The 20,141-nt window shown below is 55.5% G+C and carries 24 protein-coding genes; 8 read left to right on the forward strand and 16 right to left on the reverse strand.

Translation table 11 applies throughout. The annotated features are described in order from the left end of the window. The first annotated feature begins 175 nt into the window (after positions 1-175). The 5 genes from thiW to thiC are packed head-to-tail and all read left to right on the forward strand — an operon-like array spanning position 176 to position 4,469. Complete coding sequence (thiW, locus tag JYE49_RS02215; RefSeq protein ID WP_093955852.1) at positions 176-904, forward strand: energy coupling factor transporter S component ThiW; 729 nt, start codon at positions 176-178, stop codon at positions 902-904. Beyond that, on the forward strand, positions 888-1,685 hold the full coding sequence (gene thiM / locus JYE49_RS02220) for a hydroxyethylthiazole kinase (RefSeq protein ID WP_093956465.1): 798 nt from the start codon (positions 888-890) through the stop codon (positions 1,683-1,685). Before thiW ends, thiM begins: the two co-directional genes overlap by 17 nt. After that, positions 1,682-2,341: a thiamine phosphate synthase gene (gene thiE / locus JYE49_RS02225; RefSeq protein WP_093955853.1), complete on the forward strand. Its 660-nt coding sequence runs from the start codon at positions 1,682-1,684 to the stop codon at positions 2,339-2,341. Before thiM ends, thiE begins: the two co-directional genes overlap by 4 nt. Further along, a complete protein-coding gene (gene thiD / locus JYE49_RS02230; protein ID WP_093955854.1) occupies positions 2,338-3,144 on the forward strand; it encodes a bifunctional hydroxymethylpyrimidine kinase/phosphomethylpyrimidine kinase in 807 nt (268 codons plus the stop codon). The genes thiE and thiD overlap by 4 nt, the downstream gene beginning before the upstream one ends. 20 nt (positions 3,145-3,164) lie before the next feature. Continuing rightward, positions 3,165-4,469: a phosphomethylpyrimidine synthase ThiC gene (thiC, locus tag JYE49_RS02235; protein ID WP_093955855.1), complete on the forward strand. Its 1,305-nt coding sequence runs from the start codon at positions 3,165-3,167 to the stop codon at positions 4,467-4,469. Between the two features lie 71 nt (positions 4,470-4,540). Here the strand turns inward: thiC and JYE49_RS02240 are convergent, their stop codons facing one another. From JYE49_RS02240 to JYE49_RS02280, 9 genes are all read right to left on the reverse strand, one after another. After that, positions 4,541-5,062, reverse strand: a complete 522-nt coding sequence (locus JYE49_RS02240) for a hypothetical protein (RefSeq protein WP_093955856.1) — start codon at positions 5,060-5,062, stop codon at positions 4,541-4,543. A 21-nt stretch (positions 5,063-5,083) separates the two neighbouring features. Further along, entirely contained in the window at positions 5,084-6,433 is a 1,350-nt protein-coding gene (locus JYE49_RS02245; RefSeq protein WP_283399279.1) for a CCA tRNA nucleotidyltransferase, read from the reverse strand. A 221-nt stretch (positions 6,434-6,654) separates the two neighbouring features. Beyond that, on the reverse strand, positions 6,655-8,070 hold the full coding sequence (locus tag JYE49_RS02250) for a family 43 glycosylhydrolase (protein ID WP_093955857.1): 1,416 nt from the start codon (positions 8,068-8,070) through the stop codon (positions 6,655-6,657). A 124-nt stretch (positions 8,071-8,194) separates the two neighbouring features. After that, positions 8,195-8,662, reverse strand: coding sequence for a VanZ family protein (locus JYE49_RS02255; protein ID WP_093955858.1), 468 nt, complete (start codon positions 8,660-8,662; stop codon positions 8,195-8,197). 14 nt (positions 8,663-8,676) lie between these two features. Next, a complete protein-coding gene (locus tag JYE49_RS02260) occupies positions 8,677-9,129 on the reverse strand; it encodes a GNAT family N-acetyltransferase (RefSeq protein ID WP_093955859.1) in 453 nt (150 codons plus the stop codon). A gap of 28 nt (positions 9,130-9,157) precedes the next feature. Next, a complete protein-coding gene (locus JYE49_RS02265; protein ID WP_093955860.1) occupies positions 9,158-9,628 on the reverse strand; it encodes a GNAT family N-acetyltransferase in 471 nt (156 codons plus the stop codon). Positions 9,629-9,652: 24 nt separating this feature from the next. After that, the gene (locus JYE49_RS02270) at positions 9,653-10,153 is read right to left on the reverse strand and encodes a methylated-DNA--[protein]-cysteine S-methyltransferase (RefSeq protein WP_093955861.1); all 501 of its coding nucleotides are present in this window, start codon (positions 10,151-10,153) and stop codon (positions 9,653-9,655) included. Positions 10,154-10,157: 4 nt separating this feature from the next. Further along, positions 10,158-10,628, reverse strand: coding sequence for a GNAT family N-acetyltransferase (locus tag JYE49_RS02275; RefSeq protein WP_283399280.1), 471 nt, complete (start codon positions 10,626-10,628; stop codon positions 10,158-10,160). After that, positions 10,622-11,212 carry a GNAT family N-acetyltransferase gene (locus tag JYE49_RS02280; protein ID WP_093955862.1) on the reverse strand — a complete coding sequence of 197 codons (591 nt, stop codon included), beginning with the start codon at positions 11,210-11,212 and terminating at the stop codon, positions 10,622-10,624. Before JYE49_RS02280 ends, JYE49_RS02275 begins: the two co-directional genes overlap by 7 nt. Before the next feature lie 198 nt (positions 11,213-11,410). Here JYE49_RS02280 and JYE49_RS02285 point away from each other — a divergent pair, with 198 nt between their 5' ends. Continuing rightward, a complete protein-coding gene (locus JYE49_RS02285) occupies positions 11,411-12,223 on the forward strand; it encodes a DUF2238 domain-containing protein (RefSeq protein WP_093955863.1) in 813 nt (270 codons plus the stop codon). Between the two features lie 66 nt (positions 12,224-12,289). Here the strand turns inward: JYE49_RS02285 and JYE49_RS02290 are convergent, their stop codons facing one another. Beyond that, positions 12,290-13,471: a peptidoglycan-binding domain-containing protein gene (locus JYE49_RS02290; protein WP_143754422.1), complete on the reverse strand. Its 1,182-nt coding sequence runs from the start codon at positions 13,469-13,471 to the stop codon at positions 12,290-12,292. 265 nt (positions 13,472-13,736) lie between these two features. Between JYE49_RS02290 and JYE49_RS02295 the strand changes: the two genes are divergently transcribed. Beyond that, positions 13,737-14,489 (forward strand): nucleoside phosphorylase, encoded by a 753-nt coding sequence (locus JYE49_RS02295; RefSeq protein ID WP_093955865.1) that lies wholly within the window; start codon positions 13,737-13,739, stop codon positions 14,487-14,489. Positions 14,490-14,518: 29 nt separating this feature from the next. Here JYE49_RS02295 and JYE49_RS02300 read toward each other — a convergent pair whose 3' ends face one another. Together JYE49_RS02300 and JYE49_RS02305 are read right to left on the reverse strand one after the other, a co-directional pair. Then, a complete protein-coding gene (locus JYE49_RS02300) occupies positions 14,519-15,286 on the reverse strand; it encodes a carbon-nitrogen hydrolase family protein (RefSeq protein ID WP_093955866.1) in 768 nt (255 codons plus the stop codon). Positions 15,287-15,319: 33 nt separating this feature from the next. Continuing rightward, positions 15,320-15,994 (reverse strand): hypothetical protein, encoded by a 675-nt coding sequence (locus JYE49_RS02305; protein ID WP_093955867.1) that lies wholly within the window; start codon positions 15,992-15,994, stop codon positions 15,320-15,322. Positions 15,995-16,224: 230 nt separating this feature from the next. Here JYE49_RS02305 and JYE49_RS02310 point away from each other — a divergent pair, with 230 nt between their 5' ends. Continuing rightward, the gene (locus JYE49_RS02310; protein ID WP_093955868.1) at positions 16,225-16,614 is read left to right on the forward strand and encodes a cupin domain-containing protein; all 390 of its coding nucleotides are present in this window, start codon (positions 16,225-16,227) and stop codon (positions 16,612-16,614) included. On the opposite strand, the gene JYE49_RS02315 is transcribed toward JYE49_RS02310, so the two are convergent. From JYE49_RS02315 to JYE49_RS02330, 4 genes are read right to left on the reverse strand one after another with little or no spacing between them, the layout of a single operon-like run. Then, positions 16,578-17,225 (reverse strand): AraC family transcriptional regulator, encoded by a 648-nt coding sequence (locus JYE49_RS02315; protein WP_093955869.1) that lies wholly within the window; start codon positions 17,223-17,225, stop codon positions 16,578-16,580. The genes JYE49_RS02310 and JYE49_RS02315 overlap by 37 nt on opposite strands. Before the next feature lie 15 nt (positions 17,226-17,240). Then, positions 17,241-17,999 (reverse strand): TSUP family transporter, encoded by a 759-nt coding sequence (locus tag JYE49_RS02320; protein ID WP_093955870.1) that lies wholly within the window; start codon positions 17,997-17,999, stop codon positions 17,241-17,243. A gap of 37 nt (positions 18,000-18,036) precedes the next feature. Beyond that, positions 18,037-19,149 (reverse strand): hypothetical protein, encoded by a 1,113-nt coding sequence (locus tag JYE49_RS02325; protein ID WP_093955871.1) that lies wholly within the window; start codon positions 19,147-19,149, stop codon positions 18,037-18,039. Next, positions 19,146-20,030: a DMT family transporter gene (locus tag JYE49_RS02330; protein WP_093955872.1), complete on the reverse strand. Its 885-nt coding sequence runs from the start codon at positions 20,028-20,030 to the stop codon at positions 19,146-19,148. Before JYE49_RS02330 ends, JYE49_RS02325 begins: the two co-directional genes overlap by 4 nt. Between the last annotated feature and the right edge of the window lie 111 nt (positions 20,031-20,141).

Consider the following 20,141-nt stretch of genomic DNA (forward strand, 5'->3'; position numbering starts at 1 on the left):
CACAAAAGGTTTCTCCTGCTTTTTGCATCCACGGAAAGTGGCGGGCCGAGGGGGAGCGCCCTGGGCTCTGTATTCAGCGATGGGAACCCGTGTTTCGGGGTGAGAGGGGAAAAATGATTCCCGACCGGGCGAGGCAATTCAGTCTCGTATTCAATAAGAAGAGAGGTTCCCGAAAATGAGAAAGTCTGACGTTGTCCTGAAACTGGTTGTCCTGTCCCTGCTGATTGCCCTGGGTGTGGTGATTTCGCCGGTCCTCCGGGTGGAGGGAATGTGCCCCATGGCGCACCTGATCAACATTATCTGCTCTGTGCTGCTGGGACCGTGGTATTCGCTGTTGTGCGCAACGCTGATCGGCATCATCCGGATGCTGACGATGGGTATTCCGCCCCTGGCGCTGACAGGCGCGGTTTTCGGCGCGTTCCTGTCCGGTGTGTTCTACAGGATGTCCAAAGGGAAGATCATCCTGGCTGTGCTGGGGGAGATTATCGGAACAGGCATTATCGGCGCCCTTGCGTCTTATCCTGTGATGACCCTGCTGTGGGGAAAGGAAGGCCTGAGCTGGCTGTTCTACATTCCTTCCTTTACCTGCGGCACGCTGATCGGCGGAAGCATCGCCTATGTGTTCCTGCGGAAGCTGGCGGCGAACGGTATGCTGGCCCGGATGCAGCGGTCTGTGGGCTCTGCGGGATATCAGGATCAACCCAGCACCCTGTCTGACGCGCTGACAATCGTGGCCCTGGGCGGAATCCTGTGGGTGGTGATCAAGGTGGCCTGTACCGCATTCGGCCTGGAATCACCAGCATGGAATACAGCGGCATATATTGCACCGGCAGCCGCGGCGGCGGCCGGACTGATCTACTACAGAATAAAGAAGGGAAAGGAAGCAGATGCGAAAACTGAATGAGATCTGCGGCGCAGTGAGGGAGAAACGTCCCCTGATTCACTGCATCACCAATCCGATTTCCATTAACCAATGCGCCAACGCAATCCTGGCAGCCGGCGCGCGCCCGATCATGGCGGAGCATCCGGCGGAAGTGAAGGAGATCACGGAAACGGCGGACGCACTGATGCTGAACCTGGGCAGCATCACGGACGCAAGGATGCAGTCCATGGAGATTTCCCTGCGGGCGGCAAAGGAGAAAGAAATTCCCGTGGTACTGGACGCGGTGGGTGCTGCATGCTCCGCACTGCGGCGGGAATTTGCTGCCCGGCTGCTGGAGATTGCGGTTCCGACAGTTATTAAAGGAAACTACTCTGAAATATATGCGCTTTACCGGACTGCTTACCGGTCCGCCGGAGTTGACGCGGATTCTGCACTTACTGAAGACGAGGTGAGGGAAGCTGCCGACGGGCTGGCACGGAAATACCATGCGACGGTTCTGGCCAGCGCAAAGACAGATATCATTACAGACGGCACGCGATATGCGCTGATCCGGAACGGTACGCCGCAGCTGGCCGCCGTGACGGGTACGGGCTGCATGCTGGGTTCCCTCTGCGGGGTTTACCTGGCCGTGTGCCCGGGACCGGAGGCAGCGACGGCTGCATGCGCTGTGCTGGGGGCCTGCGGGCAGCTGGCCGAAACCCCTAAGGGAAGCGGCACCTTTATGGTCAACCTGCTGGACGCCTTGTCCACTGCCTCGGGAACACAGCTGGAGGAACTGATGAACGTGGAGGAAATCAAATGAAGCGTTTTGACACGAGCCTGTACTTCATTACAGACAGCACAAACTATGAGGAGGACGAATTCCTGCGCCGGGTGGAAGCATCGCTGCAGGGCGGGGTTACCATCCTGCAGATCCGGGAAAAGAACAAGGGGACCCGGGCATACATTGACCTGGCGGAGAAGGTTCATGCGCTGACCCGGCGGTACGGCGTGCCGCTGATCATTGACGACCGGGTGGATGTTGCCCTGGCCGTTGACGCGGAGGGTGTGCACCTGGGCGCGGAAGATATGACAGTGGCCGCGGCACGGAAGATTCTCGGGGAGGACAAGATCATCGGCGCCACAGCCAAGACTGTGCCGTGGGCGATGGATGAAGCTGCGCAGGGGGCGGACTACCTGGGAGTGGGAGCCATCTATCCCACCACAACAAAGGTGAAGACAGTGCTGACTTCCACGGATACCCTCCGGAAAATCTGCGGGGCCGTGTCCATCCCGGTGAATGCCATCGGCGGTCTGAACAGGGATAACATCGATGTGCTGGCCGGGATTCCGGTTGCCGGGATCTGCGCCGTGTCCGCCATCATGAAAGCGGAGGATCCGAAGAAGGCGGCGGAAGAGCTGAAGGCCAGGGCAGAAGAACTCGGCCTGATCCGCCGGAAGGGAGAAACGGAAAAATGAAGACAGTACTGACCATTGCGGGAAGCGACAGCAGCGGAGGCGCCGGGATCCAGGCGGACCTGAAGACGATGACGATGAACGGCGTCTATGCCATGAGTGCCATTACGGCGCTGACGGCGCAGAATACCACAGGCGTGCGGGCGGTTGAGGAAGCTTCGCCGGAATTCCTGGGACAGCAGATTGACGCTGTGTTTGAGGACATTTATCCGGACGCGGTGAAGATTGGTATGGTAGCTTCCTGCGAACTGATCCGGGTGATCGCGGACAAACTGCGGTATTACCGGGCACGGAATGTGGTGCTGGATCCCGTGATGGTGGCGACCTCGGGTTCCGCCCTGCTCCGGAACGACGCCGTGCAGACGCTGATGACAGAGCTGCTGCCACTGGCCGCGCTGGTGACGCCCAATATTCCCGAGGCGGAGATCCTGTCCGGTATGCATATTGAAACCGCGGAGGACATGGTGAAGGCGGCGGAACAGATCAGCAGCGCATATCACTGTGCCGTGCTGCTGAAGGGCGGACACAGCGTGAACGACGCCAACGACCTGCTCTGCGCAGACGGGAAGATCACCTGGTTTGAGGGAAAGCGGATTGACAATCCCAACACCCACGGCACCGGGTGTACGCTGTCCAGCGCCATTGCCTCCAATCTCGCGAAGGGGTTCACCCTGGCGGAATCTGTGCGGCGGGCAAAGGAATACATCTCCGGTGCGCTGGCAGCAATGCTGAACCTGGGGAAAGGCGCCGGACCGATGATGCACAATTTTGACCTGAAATCCCCTTTTGCCGAAGAAGCAAATTAATCTGAAAGGAAAGAAGAACCATGAGAGACTACACGACCCAGATGGATGCCGCAAGGAAGGGAATCATCACCCCGGAAATGAAGAAGGTTGCCGCCAAGGAATACAGGACGGAGGAGGAAATCCGGGACCTGGTGGCCAAAGGCCAGATTGCCATCTGCGCAAACAGGCTGCATACCTGTATTGAACCCAACGGCGTCGGTTCCATGCTCCGGACAAAGATCAACGTCAACCTGGGCGTATCCCGGGACTGCAAGGACTATGACGTTGAAATGCAGAAGGTGATGGCGGCAGTCGATATGGGCGCGGAAGCCATTATGGACCTTTCCAGCCACGGCAATACACAGCCTTTCCGCCGGAAGCTAACCGCGGAATGCCCTGCCATGATCGGTACCGTGCCGGTGTATGACAGCGTGATCCACTACCAGCGGGATCTGGCTACCCTGACCGCGAAGGACTTCATTGACGTGGTCCGCCTGCACGCGGAGGACGGCGTGGACTTTGTGACCCTGCACTGCGGGATTACCCGGAAGACCATTGAGCAGATCAGGAAGCACAAGCGGAAGATGAATATCGTTTCCCGCGGCGGTTCCCTGGTGTTTGCCTGGATGAGCATGACAGGGGAGGAAAACCCCTTCTATGAATACTATGACGAGATCCTGGACATCTGCCGGGAATATGACGTGACCATCTCCTTGGGCGACGCCTGCCGGCCGGGCTGCCTGGCGGACGCCAGCGACGTATGCCAGATTGAGGAACTGGTGCGCCTGGGCGAGCTGACCAAGCGGGCCTGGGAGAAGGACGTGCAGGTCATGGTGGAAGGCCCCGGCCATATGCCGATGGACCAGATTGAAGCAAACATGAAGCTGCAGCAGACCATCTGCATGGGCGCACCGTTCTATGTGCTCGGGCCGCTGGTGACGGATATCGCTCCCGGATATGATCACATTACTTCCGCGATCGGCGGCGCAATCGCGGCGGCTTCCGGCGCGGCATTCCTGTGCTACGTTACCCCGGCGGAACACCTGGCGCTTCCGAATGTGGAGGACGTGAAACAGGGCATCATCGCTTCCCGGATCGCGGCGCACGCGGCGGACATCGCAAAGAAGATTCCGCATGCCCGGGATATTGACGACCGGATGGCGGAGGCCCGGAGAACGTTTGAGTGGGACAAGCAGTGGGAATGCTCCATTGATCCCGCCACTGCCAAAGCGATCCGTGACAGCCGTGCCCCGGAACATGACGACACCTGCTCCATGTGCGGCAAGTTCTGTGCGGTGAGGAGTATGAACAAGGCCCTGAACGGCGAGTATATCGATATTCTGTAAGCAATGAAAAACCGGCGGCCTGCCAGAGAATGAATGCTCAGCAGGACCGCCGGTTTTGTTATATAAAAATGTTAATTTTCGTCCGGCACAAAGACCAGCTGGCCGTCCTCCAGTTTGATGGTGCCCTGGGTTTTTGTGATCGGCTTATTGTAGCCGTTGGGTCCGCTTTTTTCGACGGTGAGACGGTCCGCAGTGACATCGGTGACGCCGTAATCATAGTCATATCCGTCCAGGATATAAATCTCGTGGCTGAGGGGATCCATTACGACCACTTCATGACGGACCATGCCGCTGCCGAACATCCGGCCGGTGACCAGATCCACGCAACCATCTCCTGTGACGTCAAACAGGTGGAAAGCAGGTTTGTTGTCCTGCAGGTAGGGGAGCCAGAAACCGGAAAATCCATTCCCGGAGTTGCCGAATTCAGAATACTCGCTGATGACATCTTCCAGCACGAGACCGTGGTCTTTGAGATTCTGCTCACCTGCGGCAAAGAGATCCTCCGCGGAAGCAAAGGACACACATACGAGCAGGAGGATTATTCCTGTGCAGAGAATCCTCCCGGCGGTTTTTCGGATTGATGATGCGGACATGTCACAGCCTCCCTTGTCAGGTTATTTCCTGATTTCAGACAGAAGGGCGTCTTTCTCATTCGGTACTTTGCCATCCATGACAGCCTCCAGCAGCGCCTGCAGGGCTTCGCCGACAGCTTTGCCTTTCAGCCCGGCGGCAATCAGATCCCGGCCATTGACCGCCAGGTCTTTCAGGGTGAAGCAGGGCTGCTCTGCCAGGAGGGCGTCCAGGGCGGCCATGCGCTCCTTCAGCCGGGCATCCTCCCGCTCCTGTGTGGTATAGCCGGTGGCGACCCGGTCGGAACGATGGATGAGGAAGAGCGTGCGGAGATCTTCTTCCCCGAAGCGGTTCAGCCGCCGCAGGAGGAAGGAACGATCCGTATTGATGGCCCCGCTTTCTGTGCGCAGGGGAATATCATGGTGCAGTACCAGGTTGCACAGCCGTTCCCGGGATGCGTTATCCAGATGCAGGGCTTCGGCGGTTTTCCGGGCAATCTGTTCTGAATACTTCTGGTGCCCTTTGTAATGCCCTTCACCCTTTTCATCTGTGGTGCGGGCAGCGATTTTGCCGGTATCATGCAGGAGCATGGTGAGACGCAGGATGGGTTCGGCCGGAACGCCTTCAATCCCGCGGACGGTGTGCTCCCAAAGATCATAGCTGTGATGATGATTCTGCTGGTCGTAGCCGATCATGGGCCGGATTTCCGGAACGATCTCTGCCAGCACTTCCGGGTATTCCCGGAGGATCCGTCCGGCAGCCTTGCCGCAGAGCAGCTTCAGCAGCTCCTCCCGGATCCGCTCTCCGGCGACACGGGAAAGATCAGGTGCCATCTTCCGCAGGGCGGCGGAGGTGGCAGGTTCGATCGCAAAGTCATAGACAGAGGCAAAACGCAGGGCGCGGAGAATACGCAGGGCATCCTCGTCAAAACGCTTTTCCGCTTCGCCGACGCAGCGGATCAGGTTGTCCGCGAGATCCTGCTGTCCGTTGAAAGGATCGGCGAGTCCGGTATCGGGAGACCAGGCCATGGCGTTGACGGTGAAGTCCCGCCGGGCAAGGTCCTCAGTCAGGTTGTCCACAAAACAGACGGAATCCGGATGACGGTGATCGGTATAATCTCCGTCCACCCGGAAGGTGGTTACTTCATAAGGCTCATGGTCCACCACCACGGTCAGGGTACCGTGCTTCAGGCCGGTTTCCACGGTGTGCAGATCATGAAAAACTTCCTGCATCTGTTCCGGAATGGCGGAGGTGCAGATATCCCAGTCATGGGGAGCTATGCCAAGAAGCGCATCCCGGACACAGCCGCCGACGACATACGCAGAGAAGCCGGATTCTTTCAGCCGGCTTAACAGGGTGGAAACGGGAGCAGGAAGAGTCAATTCATAATTCATAATTCAAAATTCATAATTCACAATTATTAATTCAGAATTCAGAATTCAGAATTCAGAATTATTAGTGAAAGCCTACATGCTATTTGAGTCAGAGATTATTATAGCATTCTAAAGCATAATTGCTCAAGTATATGTAGTGATGAGTGAAGAGTGAAGAAACTGCCGAAAGCGAGGCTTTCGGCAGTGAAGTGATGAGTGAAGAGTTTCCGCAGCCATCTGCATTATTGAAGTGTGAAACTATGAAGGGCTGCGGAACCAGGACCGGTGTAGGTGAAGTAGAGGGCGTTGATGCCGTCGGGAATGGCGACATCGGCGGTGTATTCGGTCCAGACGTTGGTGAATTCCACCGGGATCGTAGCCAGAGCGGGACCGTCCCAGGAGGTTTTCACTTCGAAGGCACCGGAGCAGTAGCCACGGACCTCGATGGTGACGGACTTTACGCCCTTGCAGTCAAAGTATTTGAAGCCGCAGGTGGCGCTGTTGAGCATATTCATGATATAGGCCTGTTCCTCGTCGCCGTCTTTGCCGTCCTGGGTGATGCGGGGGAAACAGCCGTCCGTCCAGACTCCGCCGCCGTAGCCGCCGGTATAGACAGCTTCCTTATCCGTGAACAGGTTGCAGGCAATATAGGCAGGATAGGTGCCACGGCCTTCCAGCGGGCCGCCGTTCAGCCCGCAGGAGGTCATCTCCACCTGGGCGATGGTGCCGTCCGGCAGGAGGGTCACTTCTTCTGCCATACCCTGGCGGCTGTAGGTGGTGCCGTTGGTCTGGCGGTGATAGAAGATATAGGTTTTTCCATTCATCTGCACCAGGCCGCCGTGGTTGTTGCCGCCGTAGTACATGGGCTTATTGGCGGGTTTATAACTGCTGATGCCGATATCGTTGTTGCTGACGATGACGCCCCTGAACTCAAAACCATGATCCGGATACCTGCTGACGGCATAGGCCAGTTCATGCATGACGATGGAAGAATAGACAAAGTAATACAGGTCTCCGAACTTCCGGATGGAGGAGGCTTCGAAGAATTCATGGCCTTCATAACCGGAACCGGCGCTGTAAGGACGGCTGGGCATAAGGAAGACGGGCTCCTGCTCAATAGTCAGCATGTCCGCCGCCAGCTTTGTGCACATGGGGCCGTGGCGTGAAGCATCCATGGGAGAACAGAAACCGGTGTACAGCCAGGTTGTGCTGCCTTCTGTAATAACGCCGGGATCGAACTGGGGTTCATCCCCGGGCCGGTTGCCCAGCAGGCCGCCTTCCTGATCATGCACGTGGCCGTAGAATTCATACTTGCCGGCGGGTGTGTCGCAGACTGCGACGGCGACACGGCTCTGTTTATCCAGCACATAATAGAGGTAATAGCGGCCGTCAGGTCCCTGGGTGACATCCGGGGCGTAAAGGCAGGCTTTGCCTTCCCGGTTGTCCGGGTCATCCGTCTTTTTATAGATGACGCCTTCATACCGCCAGTCCGCCAGGTTATCCACCGGGGCGGACCAGCAGACGTAGTCATTCAGACAGAAAACGTGACCGTTAAACCGGTCATGGGAACCGTAAACATAAACCCGTCCGTTGAACACGTGTGGTTCGCCGTCGGGAATGTATTCCCATCCGGGAAGATAGGGATTGAAAGCCTGCATATTGGACGTCCTCCTGTATCCATTTCCTGCTGATTATTATATATCAGGGGAAAGGGAAAATCATCAGACAAATCAAGGGGTTCAAGGGGACAAAAAAAGGAGGCGGGGGTCCTGCCTCCAAAGATTATTTGCGCAGTTTCCGGATGAGAAGAAGAAACACGGCGCCGATGAGGACGCCCAGGCTGTTCTCCAAAAGATCGTCGATATCGCAGATCCCGCGATGGCTGACGAGCTGAACCAGTTCGACAGCCAGGGAAGCCAGGATGCCGGCAATCAAGGCGGTACGAACCTTCAGCCTGCTGAAAAGGGCACACAGCGCGGGAACGAGCGGTATAAAGAGAAGGACGTTGCTTTTGACGTTATAGATACTGTCTTCCTGAAAAGGAATGAGATTATAACGCACATCCATGACGGGCGACCGCTCGAAAAAGGTGAGAAACGCTGTTGCCGCCAGCCAAAGAACCAGGGTGAACCCCTGCAGGATCCGGTTCGCGGCGTCCAGCCGCCTGAACAGCAGTACGGCGGTCAGCAGCATCCAGAGGAGCACGATGAGGCCGTTATGGTTATAGACAAAATCAAGAATGGTATTCATTGAGAACTCCTTTGTCAAAGGCTCAGAAGGTATTTCCAGGCGGGTTCCTCCGGATCGTGGAAATATCCTTCCTCCACCCGGTCCAGCTTATAGCCGCAGGACTCAAAGGCCTTCTGCATGGCAGTGTTAGTGGAGCGGGTTTCTCCGCGGAAGAGGTACATGCCGTCGTTTTTCATGTCCTCAGTGACCCGGTTCAGCAACCGGAAAGCGACGCCCTGGTTACGGTAGTCCGGATGAACAGAGACGTTCATGATTTTGACGTAATCATATTCACCCTTCCAGTTATAGATGAAGACATTGCCGATCAGTTTATCCCCGTCGGTCATGGCGTAATAGACGGCTCTTTCGTCTTCCAGCAGTTCCTTCCAGTCCGCCAGCTTCCACCGGTCCGGGGCAGGGAAACAGCTTTCCTCAAGGGAAAGGATGGAATCAAGGCTTTCAAAGCCAAGACGTTTAATTGTGTACATGATGGATCAACTCCTGTATGTTATTGTGTCAGTTTCCGGCCGGAGGCTGAATGCTCAGCACATATTTCCAGGCGCTTTCATCAGGATCCTGGAAGTAATGCTCCTCAATCCGGTCCAGCTTATAGCCGCAGGACTCAAAAGCCTTCTGCATGGCTATGTTGGTGGATCTTGTTTCACCGCAGAAACGGTACATGCCAAGCCTGGTCATGTCTTCGGTGACCCGGTTCAGCAGTTGGGACGCAATGCCCTGGCCCCGGTAATCCGGATGAACGGAAACATTCATGATTTTGACGTAGTCGTACTCGCCCAGCCAGTTGCAGATAAACACATTGCCGATCAGTTTGCCGCCATCTGTCATGGCGTAATAGGTATCCCGATCCCTTTCCAGCAGCCTGCGCCAGTCTTCTTCCTTCCAGCGGTCAGGCACGGGAAAACACAGCTTTTCCAGGGCAAGAACGGCATCAATGCTTTCAATGCCAAGCTTTTTAATTGTATACATGATGGTTTTATCTCCAGTCTTTTATTATCCGCAGGAGTTTTGTTTCTCCAGCTGCAGCAGCCAGGTTTTCCGGTCCAGCCCACCGGCATATCCGGTCAGGCTGCCGCCAGCGCCTGTTACCCGGTGGCAGGGAACGATCAGGGAAACCGGGTTGTGTCCGACGGCTCCGCCGACAGCCCGGGCAGACACAGGACGTCCTGTCCGTGCCGCAAGCCTGGAAGCGATTTCTCCGTAAGTGACGGTCCGTCCGTAGGGAATGGTGAGCAGGAACTCCCAGACAAGGCGGCGGAAAGGGGTGCCCCGCAGATTCAGTGCGGGCGTGAAATCCGGAATCTTTCCGCTGAAATAACGATCCAGCCATTGTTCCGCTTCCGTAAAAACGGGCAGCATTTTGGGCTGATGATCCGCAGAAAGGGTCGCGGCAAAATGAGCCTGTCCGTCAAACCACAGGCCGGTCAGGCCGATTTCGTCTCCGGCCAGGGTAATGCCGCCCAAGGGGGATTCATAATGATGTGTGCAGTCCATTGCCTTACAGGATCTTTTCCATCCCGACTTTATAGGGAACAAGCCCCAGCTTTTCATAGAACGCCATGGCACCGGGATTGCAGCTCCAGACGTTCAGGGTTATGTTATAGGCACCCTTTTCCCGGGCAAAGGCAAGAATATGATCATACAGCGCCCGGCCGACACCCCGGCCGCGGGCAGACTCGTTCACGCAGATGTCATCAATATAGACGGTGGTATGCTCCACCAGCAGCTGGCCGCCGGAATGCTGCATGATGCAGAACCCATGCCCCAATACCCGGTCATCTTCATCTGAGCAGACGAAAACCGGCGTTTCTTCATCCTCCAGGATCTTTTCCAGCTCAGCGGCATTGTATTTGGTTGCCGGGCCTTTGAACAGATCCGGCCGACCGTTGTGATGCACCATATCCACCTGGACCAGCAGATCCAGGATGGCGGGGATATCCCGCGATTCAGCGCGTCGGACGTTCAGCATGGTGATTTCCTTCCTTTTGTTGATTCATGAACAAGACAAAAGAACCGTCCCCTTGTCCTGCACAGCAGGGTACCGTCCTTCAGGCGGATGGCATTGGGCCTGACGCCGGTAATCCGGAAGCCCATCTTCTCATACAGGGCCCGGGCACGGGCGTTTCCCTCGATAAAGTCCAGTTCAACCTGCAGGATGTCCGGATTGGCTTCCGCGATACGGATCATCTCCTGCATCATGACGGTACCGATTCCCTGGTTCCAGTAATCCTTCACCAGCGCGATTCCGACACTGGCACGGTGCTTCAGCTTGAGGTTTGTGGACCAGCGGATCTGGGCGGTACCAACCACTTTCCCGTCCGCCAGGGCGGTCAGGAAGGCTTCTGTTTCAGAAGCATTGATCCTTTCCAGATAAACTTTTTCAGACTCCGGAGTATACTGACTGCATTCCTCGGGATAGCGGAGGAGGAACTCCGTTTCACAGGCGGTCTGATACAGGTAATCAAGAATGCCCTGGATATCTTCCTCCCGCGGACTGCGGATCAGCACCTGCCTGCCGTTCTTCATGGTATATTCTGTCTCTTTGATAATCATGGCGCCGCCTCCGCTTCTGTTCTTTTTCCCGTGTATTTAGCGATCATGATAGCAGACGGAAACGTGTGCCGTCAACCGGAATAAAAACAATACAAAAACAGGGATGGCTGTCACAAATGACGGAGTCAGTCGTTTAATAGAACAGAGAGGTTTTGGCGGAGTCTGCCGTCAGGCCGGTTCAGAACGGAGGAAGAACGTATGAAACAATCGGGCAAAAGGGTCTGGTACAGCCACAGGGGAACGGTCATCGTGTTTCTGGTACTGCGTATCCTGGTTGCGCTGACAGCGGTGCTTTCCATCCTCCGCGGGGATTATGAATCGGTTTTTATCGCGGCGGTTACCTTCTTCCTGCTGTTCCTTCCCAGCATCCTGTCCAGAAAGCTGCGGATTGAGCTGCCGAGCACCCTGGAGATATTCCTGCTGATCTTCATCTTCGCGGCGACGATCCTGGGGGAAATCAACAAGTTCTATGTGCGCGTGCCCCACTGGGATACGGTGCTGCATACGATCAACGGATTCTGCTTCGCGGCTATCGGCTTTGCGCTGGTGGATATGCTGAACCGGCATGAGCGGGTCTCCCTCCGGCTGTCTCCGGTTTTCCTGGCGATTGTGGCATTCTGCTTTTCCATGACTATCGGCGTACTGTGGGAGTTTTATGAATACGCGGGTGACCGGCTCTTTGTGCTGGATATGCAGAAGGATACCGTGATCCAGGAATTCAACTCCGTAACCCTGGATGAAACCCAGAACAACATTGCAATCCAGGTGAAAGACATCGCGGACGTGGCGGTGATCCATTCGGACGGAAGCATCCAACCGCTGGGAGTCGGCGGATACCTTGACTTAGGTATTCATGACACTATGAAGGACCTGCTGGTGAATATGGTGGGCGCGGTGGTGTTTTCCATTATCGGATACTGTTTTGTGAAGAAAAAGGGGAAAGGAAAGTTTGCACCCAGGTTCATTCCCCGGGTACTGACAGATGAAGAGAATCCGGAAAAAACGGAATGAATACAAAGAACTCAGGCTGCCGGCAAAGGCAGCCTGAGTTTATTTGTGTTTCAGTTATCAATTGCTTTAATCTTCAGATACCGCGTTCTTTTTCTTTGCTGCGTCATTGTAGATCTTATTCTGGGTGGCGGTGCCGGCTTTGCCGTCCGCGGTCAGGCCGTTGTTTTCCTGGAAAGCAATGACCGCCGCTTCGGTTTGTTCACCGAAATCACCGTCGACGCTGCCCTCCAGATAGCCAAGATCCTTCAGGCGGTTCTGCAGCTTTTTCACTTCGCTGCCCTTGCTGCCGCGCTCCAGGGTTTCACCACTGCCAGAGGCAGGCTTCGAACTGGTAGGCGCGTTGGAGGAGTACAGGGCTTCCAGGGTTTTCGGGCCAGCCTTGCCGTCCGCCCAAAGCTTGGCTTTCTTCTGGAATGCGATGACGGCTGCTTCGGTCGCGTCATCGTAGGTTCCGGAAGCAGAGCCGGACAGCCAGCCCAGCTCGATCAGGCGGTTCTGCATGGTTTTGACCTGCTTGCCTGATTTGCCCTGCTCCAGGTAAGTGTTTTCAGACACCTTCGGGACTGCAGTGGCTTTCGATTCCTTCGAAGAAGAGGAGGAAGATTCCTTGGCGGAGGAAGTATTCGAACTGTTCAGCTTGGACAGGGTCTTTTCCCCGACCTTGCCGTCCGCGGTCAGACCGTGATCCTTCTGGAAAGCGATAACGGCTTTCTCTGTTGCAGGACCGAAATCTCCGTCCGCGGATCCTTTGTAGTATCCCAGCTCCTTCAGGCGCTTCTGCACCTCGCGCACAGCATCGCTGTCAGTAAAGCCCTTCTGCAGGCTCTTGGGAGTGGGAGAGGGGGCGTCGGCCGGTACGGGGGTTGAGGTGGAGTTAGTGGTGATGATGGGGCCGGAGGTGTTAAAGTAATCCGGAACAGGGGTGCTTTCACTGCCCAGAGGCTGAGGAGTGGACGCCGCAGTCAGGTCTATCCAGCCGTTGGAGTCATCGGTAAAGGCCTGGTCTGTGCCGGAGGTGGGCTCCACATAATCAGTGGGTTCGGGTTCGGGAGTTTCCGTAGGCTGCTGGCTGACGTCCGTCGTATCCGGGAAGATGACCTGGGGCTGTGCCGGCGGAACCGTGGCAAACTGCCCAGGCGTACCCTGATAGTTGTTATTTGTTTCATCTGCTGAGTTGTGGCAGCCTGCCAGCAGCAGGCACAGTGCCGCAATCACAGCCAGTATGATCAATTTCGTTTGCTTTTTCATGATGCATTCCTTTCTGTATATCCGGGTTCCATTGCGCATTCCATGAACACGCGGGCAATCGGAAACATCGGCTGTATTCACGGGGGAGAGGGGAACCGGCCGAATCAGCTTCCATATATATAAACGATTCCAAAGGGGGATTTGTTCCGGTTTGACCGATACAGGCAGACAACAGGAAGCAAAAAACGGCAATTCTGTCTTCCTGAAACAAGCATGCTGTGGTATATTATCCGGAAAGATGAACTGATGACGAAGGAGCGGAAAGATGATTATTCATTCCTTTGATCCGGACAGCCCGGCAATCATTTCTCCCGGAGATTTTTACGGTGAGGCGCAGCATCTGTGCGACGTCTGCATCATCACCTTTTCCCATGTGATCTTTTCCCATGTGCTGGAGACCTTTCCGCACGAACAGGTGGCGGCAATTCATGCCTGCAACGGGATTACCCCGATCTATCTGCTGACGGTCAATGACCGGAAGATCGGCTTTTACCTGACCCACGTAGGCGCGGCAGGAGCCGGAACGGACGTGATCGAGTGCCATCACATGACCGGCGCCACGAAGTTTGTGATGTTCGGTTCCGCAGGGAACCTGAACAAGGACGCGACCGCAGGAAAGTATGTGGTTCCTTCCGAGGCATACCGGGACGAGGGTATGTCCTATCATTACGCGGCGCCTTCGGATTATATCCGTATCCCCGGCGCGGAACTGGTTTCACAGGTGTTTGAGGAACTGAAGCAGCCTTATGTGCAGGGACGTGTCTGGACGACGGACGCCCTGTACAGGGAGACGAAAAACCAGACAGCCCTGCGGCAGCAGGAAGGCTGTCTGGCGGTGGATATGGAACTGGCAGGGGTACAGGCGGTATGCAGTTTCCACGGATTCTCGCTGTACAATTACCTGATTACCGGCGACGTGCTGGACGCTGAAGAATATACAGCGGAGGGCCTGCGGGAAGCCAATCATACGCTGAAACATTTTTACCTGGCACTGGAAATTGCCCAAAAGCTGTTGTAAAAAAGGAGACGGATCGTCTCCTTTTTTTCTTATAAAAGAGTGTCAGATATGGTTTTCCGGCCGAGCTCGCCAAAGCTGGGCTCTTTCTTTTCAAAATCGTATATCAGCAGCCCTTCCTTTTCAGGTTCCAGTTCACACAGGGCTTTGCCGGATGCGTCAAACAGCACAGTGGGCGCCGTCTGGAAAGACGCTGCATTGTTAACAGCAAGAACCGGACAGACATTCTCTACCGCCCGGGTCCGGATGTGTGCCCGGATCAGGTCATACCGGTCCGGATCCGCCTGGGCGGCAGTATCAGAAAACAGGATCACGTTCAGGTCGGTCTTTGCCCGGTACAGCTCCCGGAAATATTCCGGAAAACGTACCTCAAAGCAGATCCGGATCCCGATCTTCAGCGTTCCGGCCTGCAGGATACCGTCCCGGGTTCCTGGGGTAAAGTTCTCCTGATCCCAGCCCCAGAGGGCGCGTTTGTCATATTCCGTGACGGTGCCGTCGGGTGCAAAGCACAGGGCCGCGTTATAAAAGGAGGATCCCCGGCGGATGATTGTACCTGCGATGAGATGCATCCGGTTCTGTATGGCGGCTTTCTGAAGCTGTGTATGAGCCTCGTTTTTCCGCTCTTCATCGATCTCCGCAGGAGAGGGAAGTGCCAGGGGCGGATAGCCGGTCACAGCGCACTCCGGGAAAACAAGCAACTCAACGCCTTCCCGGGAGGCCCGGGAAACCGCGTCCAGTATATGGGACATGTTTTCCGTGATGTTTCCGGTCACCGGAAACTGATAAGCACCGATTCTCATCCGAAGCTCCTTTCTTCAGGCTCCTTCCGGATATTACAGGACAAACATAAGGAACAGTACCGGAAATGCCTTCCTGATATCCCGGTTGAGCAGCAGCCAGGTGAGGCCGTAGAAGACGCTGACGAGCAGCAAAGCCAGACCGCCGGTTACGCTGCCTTTGGTAAGAATATGGGCCAGCCCCCAGGTCAGCCCGGCCAGCAGGCCGCCGTAGGGAATCATTGTCCTGTTCCCCTGATGGAAACAGGCTTCGAAGGCTTTCTGCCCAAAGACGATGAGCAGATACACAAGGCCGGTTTCAAACACATAATAGATATACTGGAAGATAAACTTCAGCCAGCCGTTATAGCGGAATTCTTTAACTACTTTGGATCCGTTCCAGTCATACCAGGAGTAAACAAGCATCAGGACAAACAGGACCGCAACCACAGCCCACTGCCAGGGCTTAACTTTTTCCTGCGGGGCAAACAGATCATATCCGCATTCTTTCTTCGCCTGTTTTGCAAGGAAGAAAAAGACTGCTCCCCAGCAGATACAGGTGAGAATCCAGTGGGAAATATTCTGGAAGGTTGACCATTCATTTGACGGACAGCCGTAGAGCATGGGTTCCAGTACAATCCAAAGCAGCACTTCAAGGCCGAGACCGGCAAAGGCGATCAATGCATATTCCAGGAACCGGATACCGGTTTTCCTGCTGACCTGCGTTTCCATTTTGCAGTTTCCTCCCGATGATGTGAAATGATAGAAGTGATAATAGCATTGTTTTCCATCTTCTGCATTAGAAGATAATTAAAAGCGGCAACGGATATCAATTCACAATTCACAATTCATAATTCATAATTATATATACTGCCAGTTGATCTGGTTTGAGCAATTTTATACAAGATCTGACCCTTGGATTTGGGTATTCTCTTCCTGTAAAACAGGAAGGAGGTAACCCTATGAACCATGAAACCTTTGAAGCCTTCAATGCCGGACATCTGTGCCAGGAGGACCGGATCATTCCTTTTGACCGGATTCCCTGGTCCGCGCATCCCGTGTTCGAGGGTGTGGAACTCAAACACATTATTACTGCCAAAGATACGGACGGGGCATTCAGCTATCACCTGGTCCGGATCGCGCCGTATAAGCAAATCGGCGATCATATCCACGAAACGCAGCTGGAAACCCATGAAGTGATTGCCGGAGAAGGCATCTGCGTCAATGACGGATACAGCCAGCGCTATGCACCGGGTGTGATTGCTATCCTGCCGGCAAAAGTGCACCATGAGGTACAGGCAGGCTCGCAGGGACTTTATTTGTTTGCCAAATTCTTCCCGGCACTCTGCTGAGATTCTTCCCGGGCCGCGTCCTGGTACTGAGCGGGAGTCAGTCCCACCAGCTTGTGAAAGCATCTGTCAAGGTGGCTTTGATCGGAAAAACCTGCGTCATAAGTCACCCGGGAGATGCTTTTTTCTTCTTCCAGCAGCTTCTGGGCTTTCCTTACCCGGCATTGGATCTGAAACTGATGCGGGGTCAGGCCGAAAGCCTTCCGGAAGCGGCGAATCATATAGTATGGGCTGATGTGGGCGTCCTTAGCCATCTCCTGAATCAGATACAGGTTTTCCGGCTGCTCCAGGAGGGCGGTGCGGATTTCCTGCAGATCCATATCTGTTTTCTCCGGCTCTGTGAGGATACAGAGTACCATCATGGAATAAGGCTTGCCGTCCACGGCATTGATCTCATGGAGGGTGTCCGGCGGAATCCGAAAGCTGTCTCCTTTTTCGCAAATCCGGCTTTGGTCATTGACAATAAGCCGGATTTTTCCTTCCTCCACGTATCCAAGGGTCAGATGGGAAGTGTGGGTATGGGGCGCATAGGATTTAGTCCAGTTCCGGTACCGGACGATTTCCATCCGGTCATTGGCCTTCCTGTAAGTGATGCCTTCGGATTGCTTCTCCATATTACCGCCTCCGGATCAGAAACCGATGATGATCTTCAGGAACAGGAGCAGCAGAACGCCCAGGATAACCGGGCGGACGATTCTGGTACCCTTGTTCAGCGCCAGGCCGGAGCCAAGCCAGTTGCCGGCCATGTTGCAAAGGGCGCCGGCAAGCCCGAGCAGGAATACCACCTGGCCGTTCAGCAGGAAAACTACGAGGGAGGTGATGTTGGAGGTGAGATTGATGACCTTGGCCTGGGCGTTGGCGGAGGAAACGGACATCCGGGCAAAAACCGTAAAGGCAATGATCAGGAAGGTGCCGGTTCCGGGACCGTAGAAGCCATCGTAGGCGCCGATGAGGAGGGCGGCAGCAACACAGATGATCATGGTCCGGCGATCCGCCACTGCGTCGCCGCCTTTATCCGTGAACAGGTGCCGGTTCAGCACAAAGAAAGCCGCAACGGGCAGGACGGCAAAAAGGATATACTTCATCACGTTCTCGCTGACGAGCAGGGAAAGCTGCGCACCCAGGGTGGAGCCCGCGAAAGCTGCCAGTGCGGCAGGAACGGCCAGCTTCAGGTTGATGAGCCCGTGACGCAGGAAACGGCCCGTGGACAGACTGGTGCCGCAGGTGGAGGACAGTTTGTTGGTCGCAATAGCCTGATGGACAGGCAGGCCGGCCAGCAGATAAGCCGGGAGCGAGATCAGCCCGCCGCCGCCACCGATGGAATCAACAAATCCGGCCAGGAAAAGCAGAGGACAGACGATCAGAAAAGATAAGGGAGTCAGGGTCACGGGACGCCTCCTGAGAGATTAATCAAAAAAGGCTCAATCAGCTGAGCGCGATACACTGCAGATAGCGGCCTTCGCCAGGACGGGTTTCGGGAGGGGCAACAAATCCTTTGTTCACCAGGGCTTCATTGATACTGCCGAAAAGGATGTGCCAGCATTCATTGGCTGTTTCCTTCAGGGGAACCCGGTGCAGGGAGGGCGTGATCCGCAGATCGCGTATCCCCTCAAATACATCAGCGATGGGTTTGAACAGGATCTTTTCCAGCAGTTCCTCGATGGCGTAGAAGATGACGTCATGCTCCGGCCTGAAGACGGGGACGCAGGGCTTTCCGTTCCGGACATAACCAAAGGCTTCCAGCGCCCGGACGGCTCGGACCTCTGCTTCCTGCCCGGAAGCCAGGAGCCTGGCAGCCTGTGTAAGGTCCGCTGCGGACAGGCCTTTCATTGCCTCATGGATGGAATCGAAAGCAGGGGTCAGCTTATCCTGCTCCTTCAGGCGGAAATAACGGAAGCAGTCCAGACGGTTTCCATCTGCGTCGCCAAAGGATTCAAGGGCACAGTCTTCCTGCACACACCGGTTAAAGGAACAAAGCAGCCTGTCTGAAAAAACATCCAGGGCAGGGCTCTTTTCATAGAGGATCAGCAGGTAATCCAGGCCTGTGGGGTGGGGACGTCCTTCGGAAATGATATCCTCCTGAATGAGCCTGTCGATCATAGCACCGTCCATACTCCAGCCGCAGAGCAGGTGATACAGGTTCCGCTCGGGAGAAAAGCCGTTGTTAATCTTTCCGGCCAGCTCATAAAGCGGCTGCTTGCAGGAGACGATGAGATCGGCGATTTTACCAGCGGCGGAGGCAAAGTGCTCCGCCAGCACGGAGGCGTCCGATTCCAGGAATACGGGTGTGTCCAGGTATACATGCTGTCCTTCCCGGCGGAGGACGCCGCACCGGATCATGCGGTCGATATAATCACTGCCGAACTGGTCGGCAAGATCTTCGTACAAAATGGTTCCGGCTTCCCGGGAGACAATGGCGGAGATCAGCGGAGAAAGGGAGTCCATGAAGTTCCGCGGATTATCCGGATGGAGGGCTTCCTGTTCATCCTCCATCTGATCATACAGATAACAGGAGAATTGCTTTTCTTCGTACATCATTCACGGGCCTCCTTCATATCCGGCGTGCCGCTCTTTTGCCGCGCCAGCCAGACGTTATAGGCCAGGATGGAGCAGACCACAATGACGGCTCCGGTAATGGCCAGGGCTGAGACTTTCTCTCCATAGAAGGCAGCAACCAGCAGGGGATTCATGATGGGCTCCATGCCGGTGATCAGGCTGGCGGTGACAGCCGGAGTGCGCTGAATACCGATGGAGAAGAGAATATAGGCGCCGCCTACCTGCACAACGCCCAGGGCTACGATGGCTGCCAGGGTCGGCAGGGAGAAGTCTGTTTCTCCAAAGCACAAGGGTGTCATCACAAGACCGGCGGTCAGCTGGCCAAGGAAGCAGGAGGAGATGGCATCCGCGTCCTTGCCGGTATTCATCATGAACACACCGGCATAGCAGACGCCGGACAGGATTGCGACGATGTTGCCGGTCAGGTTGCCGGCCTGGATGCCGTCCACAAAGAACAGCACCACGCCCAGCAGCACCAGGAAGCAGGTGATCAGATCCACCCGGCCGGGTTTCTGCCGGTAGAGCAGGGCCATGAACAGGATGACGAATACCGGCGCGGTGAACTGAAGGACTATGGTGTTGGCAGCGGTGGTCAGTTTATTGGCAATGGCGAAAAGCGTGGTTACGCCGATCATGGAAAGGGCGCCGATCAGTACCCGGCGGTTGAAGATAATCCGGCGGCGGGTGATCAACAAATAAAGGCCGATAACGGCGGCACTGATCAGGTTCCGGGCTCCGTTGATGGCCAGCGCGGACCAGGGGACAAGCTTGATGAACAGGCCGCCCGTGCTGAAGCACACGGAGGCCAGGAAAACAAACAGTACAGCCCGCCGGTTTTTTCCGGCTTCATCCGGTTTACGCATCTGATCCTACGCTCTTTCCGTTCTTGATATTCATTCAAAAAAGGGTTCGCGTCAGTTTACTATACCGCGCCCCAAAGGACAAGAGGTAACGTGGATTTTACATGACAAGGC

The organism is Aristaeella hokkaidonensis (genome assembly GCF_018128945.1).
In the GTDB taxonomy this organism is placed as follows: domain Bacteria; phylum Bacillota; class Clostridia; order Christensenellales; family Aristaeellaceae; genus Aristaeella; species Aristaeella hokkaidonensis.

Coding starts and splice junctions, on each gene's coding strand:
- JYE49_RS02265 (WP_093955860.1), bottom strand. CDS start 9,628: ATGTATACAATTAAAAAGCTTGGCATTGAAAGCATTGATGCCGTTCTT.
- JYE49_RS02275 (WP_283399280.1), bottom strand. CDS start 10,628: ATGCTGAACGTCCGACGCGCTGAATCGCGGGATATCCCCGCCATCCTG.
- JYE49_RS02300 (WP_093955866.1), bottom strand. CDS start 15,286: ATGAGAATCGGTGCTTATCAGTTTCCGGTGACCGGAAACATCACGGAA.
- JYE49_RS02285 (WP_093955863.1), top strand. CDS start 11,411: ATGAAACAATCGGGCAAAAGGGTCTGGTACAGCCACAGGGGAACGGTC.
- JYE49_RS02305 (WP_093955867.1), bottom strand. CDS start 15,994: ATGGAAACGCAGGTCAGCAGGAAAACCGGTATCCGGTTCCTGGAATAT.
- thiE (WP_093955853.1), top strand. CDS start 1,682: ATGAAGCGTTTTGACACGAGCCTGTACTTCATTACAGACAGCACAAAC.
- JYE49_RS02315 (WP_093955869.1), bottom strand. CDS start 17,225: ATGGAGAAGCAATCCGAAGGCATCACTTACAGGAAGGCCAATGACCGG.
- JYE49_RS02270 (WP_093955861.1), bottom strand. CDS start 10,153: ATGGACTGCACACATCATTATGAATCCCCCTTGGGCGGCATTACCCTG.
- JYE49_RS02255 (WP_093955858.1), bottom strand. CDS start 8,662: ATGAATACCATTCTTGATTTTGTCTATAACCATAACGGCCTCATCGTG.
- JYE49_RS02250 (WP_093955857.1), bottom strand. CDS start 8,070: ATGCAGGCTTTCAATCCCTATCTTCCCGGATGGGAATACATTCCCGAC.
- JYE49_RS02295 (WP_093955865.1), top strand. CDS start 13,737: ATGATTATTCATTCCTTTGATCCGGACAGCCCGGCAATCATTTCTCCC.
- thiW (WP_093955852.1), top strand. CDS start 176: ATGAGAAAGTCTGACGTTGTCCTGAAACTGGTTGTCCTGTCCCTGCTG.
- JYE49_RS02310 (WP_093955868.1), top strand. CDS start 16,225: ATGAACCATGAAACCTTTGAAGCCTTCAATGCCGGACATCTGTGCCAG.
- JYE49_RS02330 (WP_093955872.1), bottom strand. CDS start 20,030: ATGCGTAAACCGGATGAAGCCGGAAAAAACCGGCGGGCTGTACTGTTT.
- thiM (WP_093956465.1), top strand. CDS start 888: ATGCGAAAACTGAATGAGATCTGCGGCGCAGTGAGGGAGAAACGTCCC.
- JYE49_RS02240 (WP_093955856.1), bottom strand. CDS start 5,062: ATGTCCGCATCATCAATCCGAAAAACCGCCGGGAGGATTCTCTGCACA.
- thiD (WP_093955854.1), top strand. CDS start 2,338: ATGAAGACAGTACTGACCATTGCGGGAAGCGACAGCAGCGGAGGCGCC.
- JYE49_RS02260 (WP_093955859.1), bottom strand. CDS start 9,129: ATGTACACAATTAAACGTCTTGGCTTTGAAAGCCTTGATTCCATCCTT.
- JYE49_RS02325 (WP_093955871.1), bottom strand. CDS start 19,149: ATGATGTACGAAGAAAAGCAATTCTCCTGTTATCTGTATGATCAGATG.
- thiC (WP_093955855.1), top strand. CDS start 3,165: ATGAGAGACTACACGACCCAGATGGATGCCGCAAGGAAGGGAATCATC.
- JYE49_RS02245 (WP_283399279.1), bottom strand. CDS start 6,433: ATGAATTATGAATTGACTCTTCCTGCTCCCGTTTCCACCCTGTTAAGC.
- JYE49_RS02290 (WP_143754422.1), bottom strand. CDS start 13,471: ATGAAAAAGCAAACGAAATTGATCATACTGGCTGTGATTGCGGCACTG.
- JYE49_RS02280 (WP_093955862.1), bottom strand. CDS start 11,212: ATGATTATCAAAGAGACAGAATATACCATGAAGAACGGCAGGCAGGTG.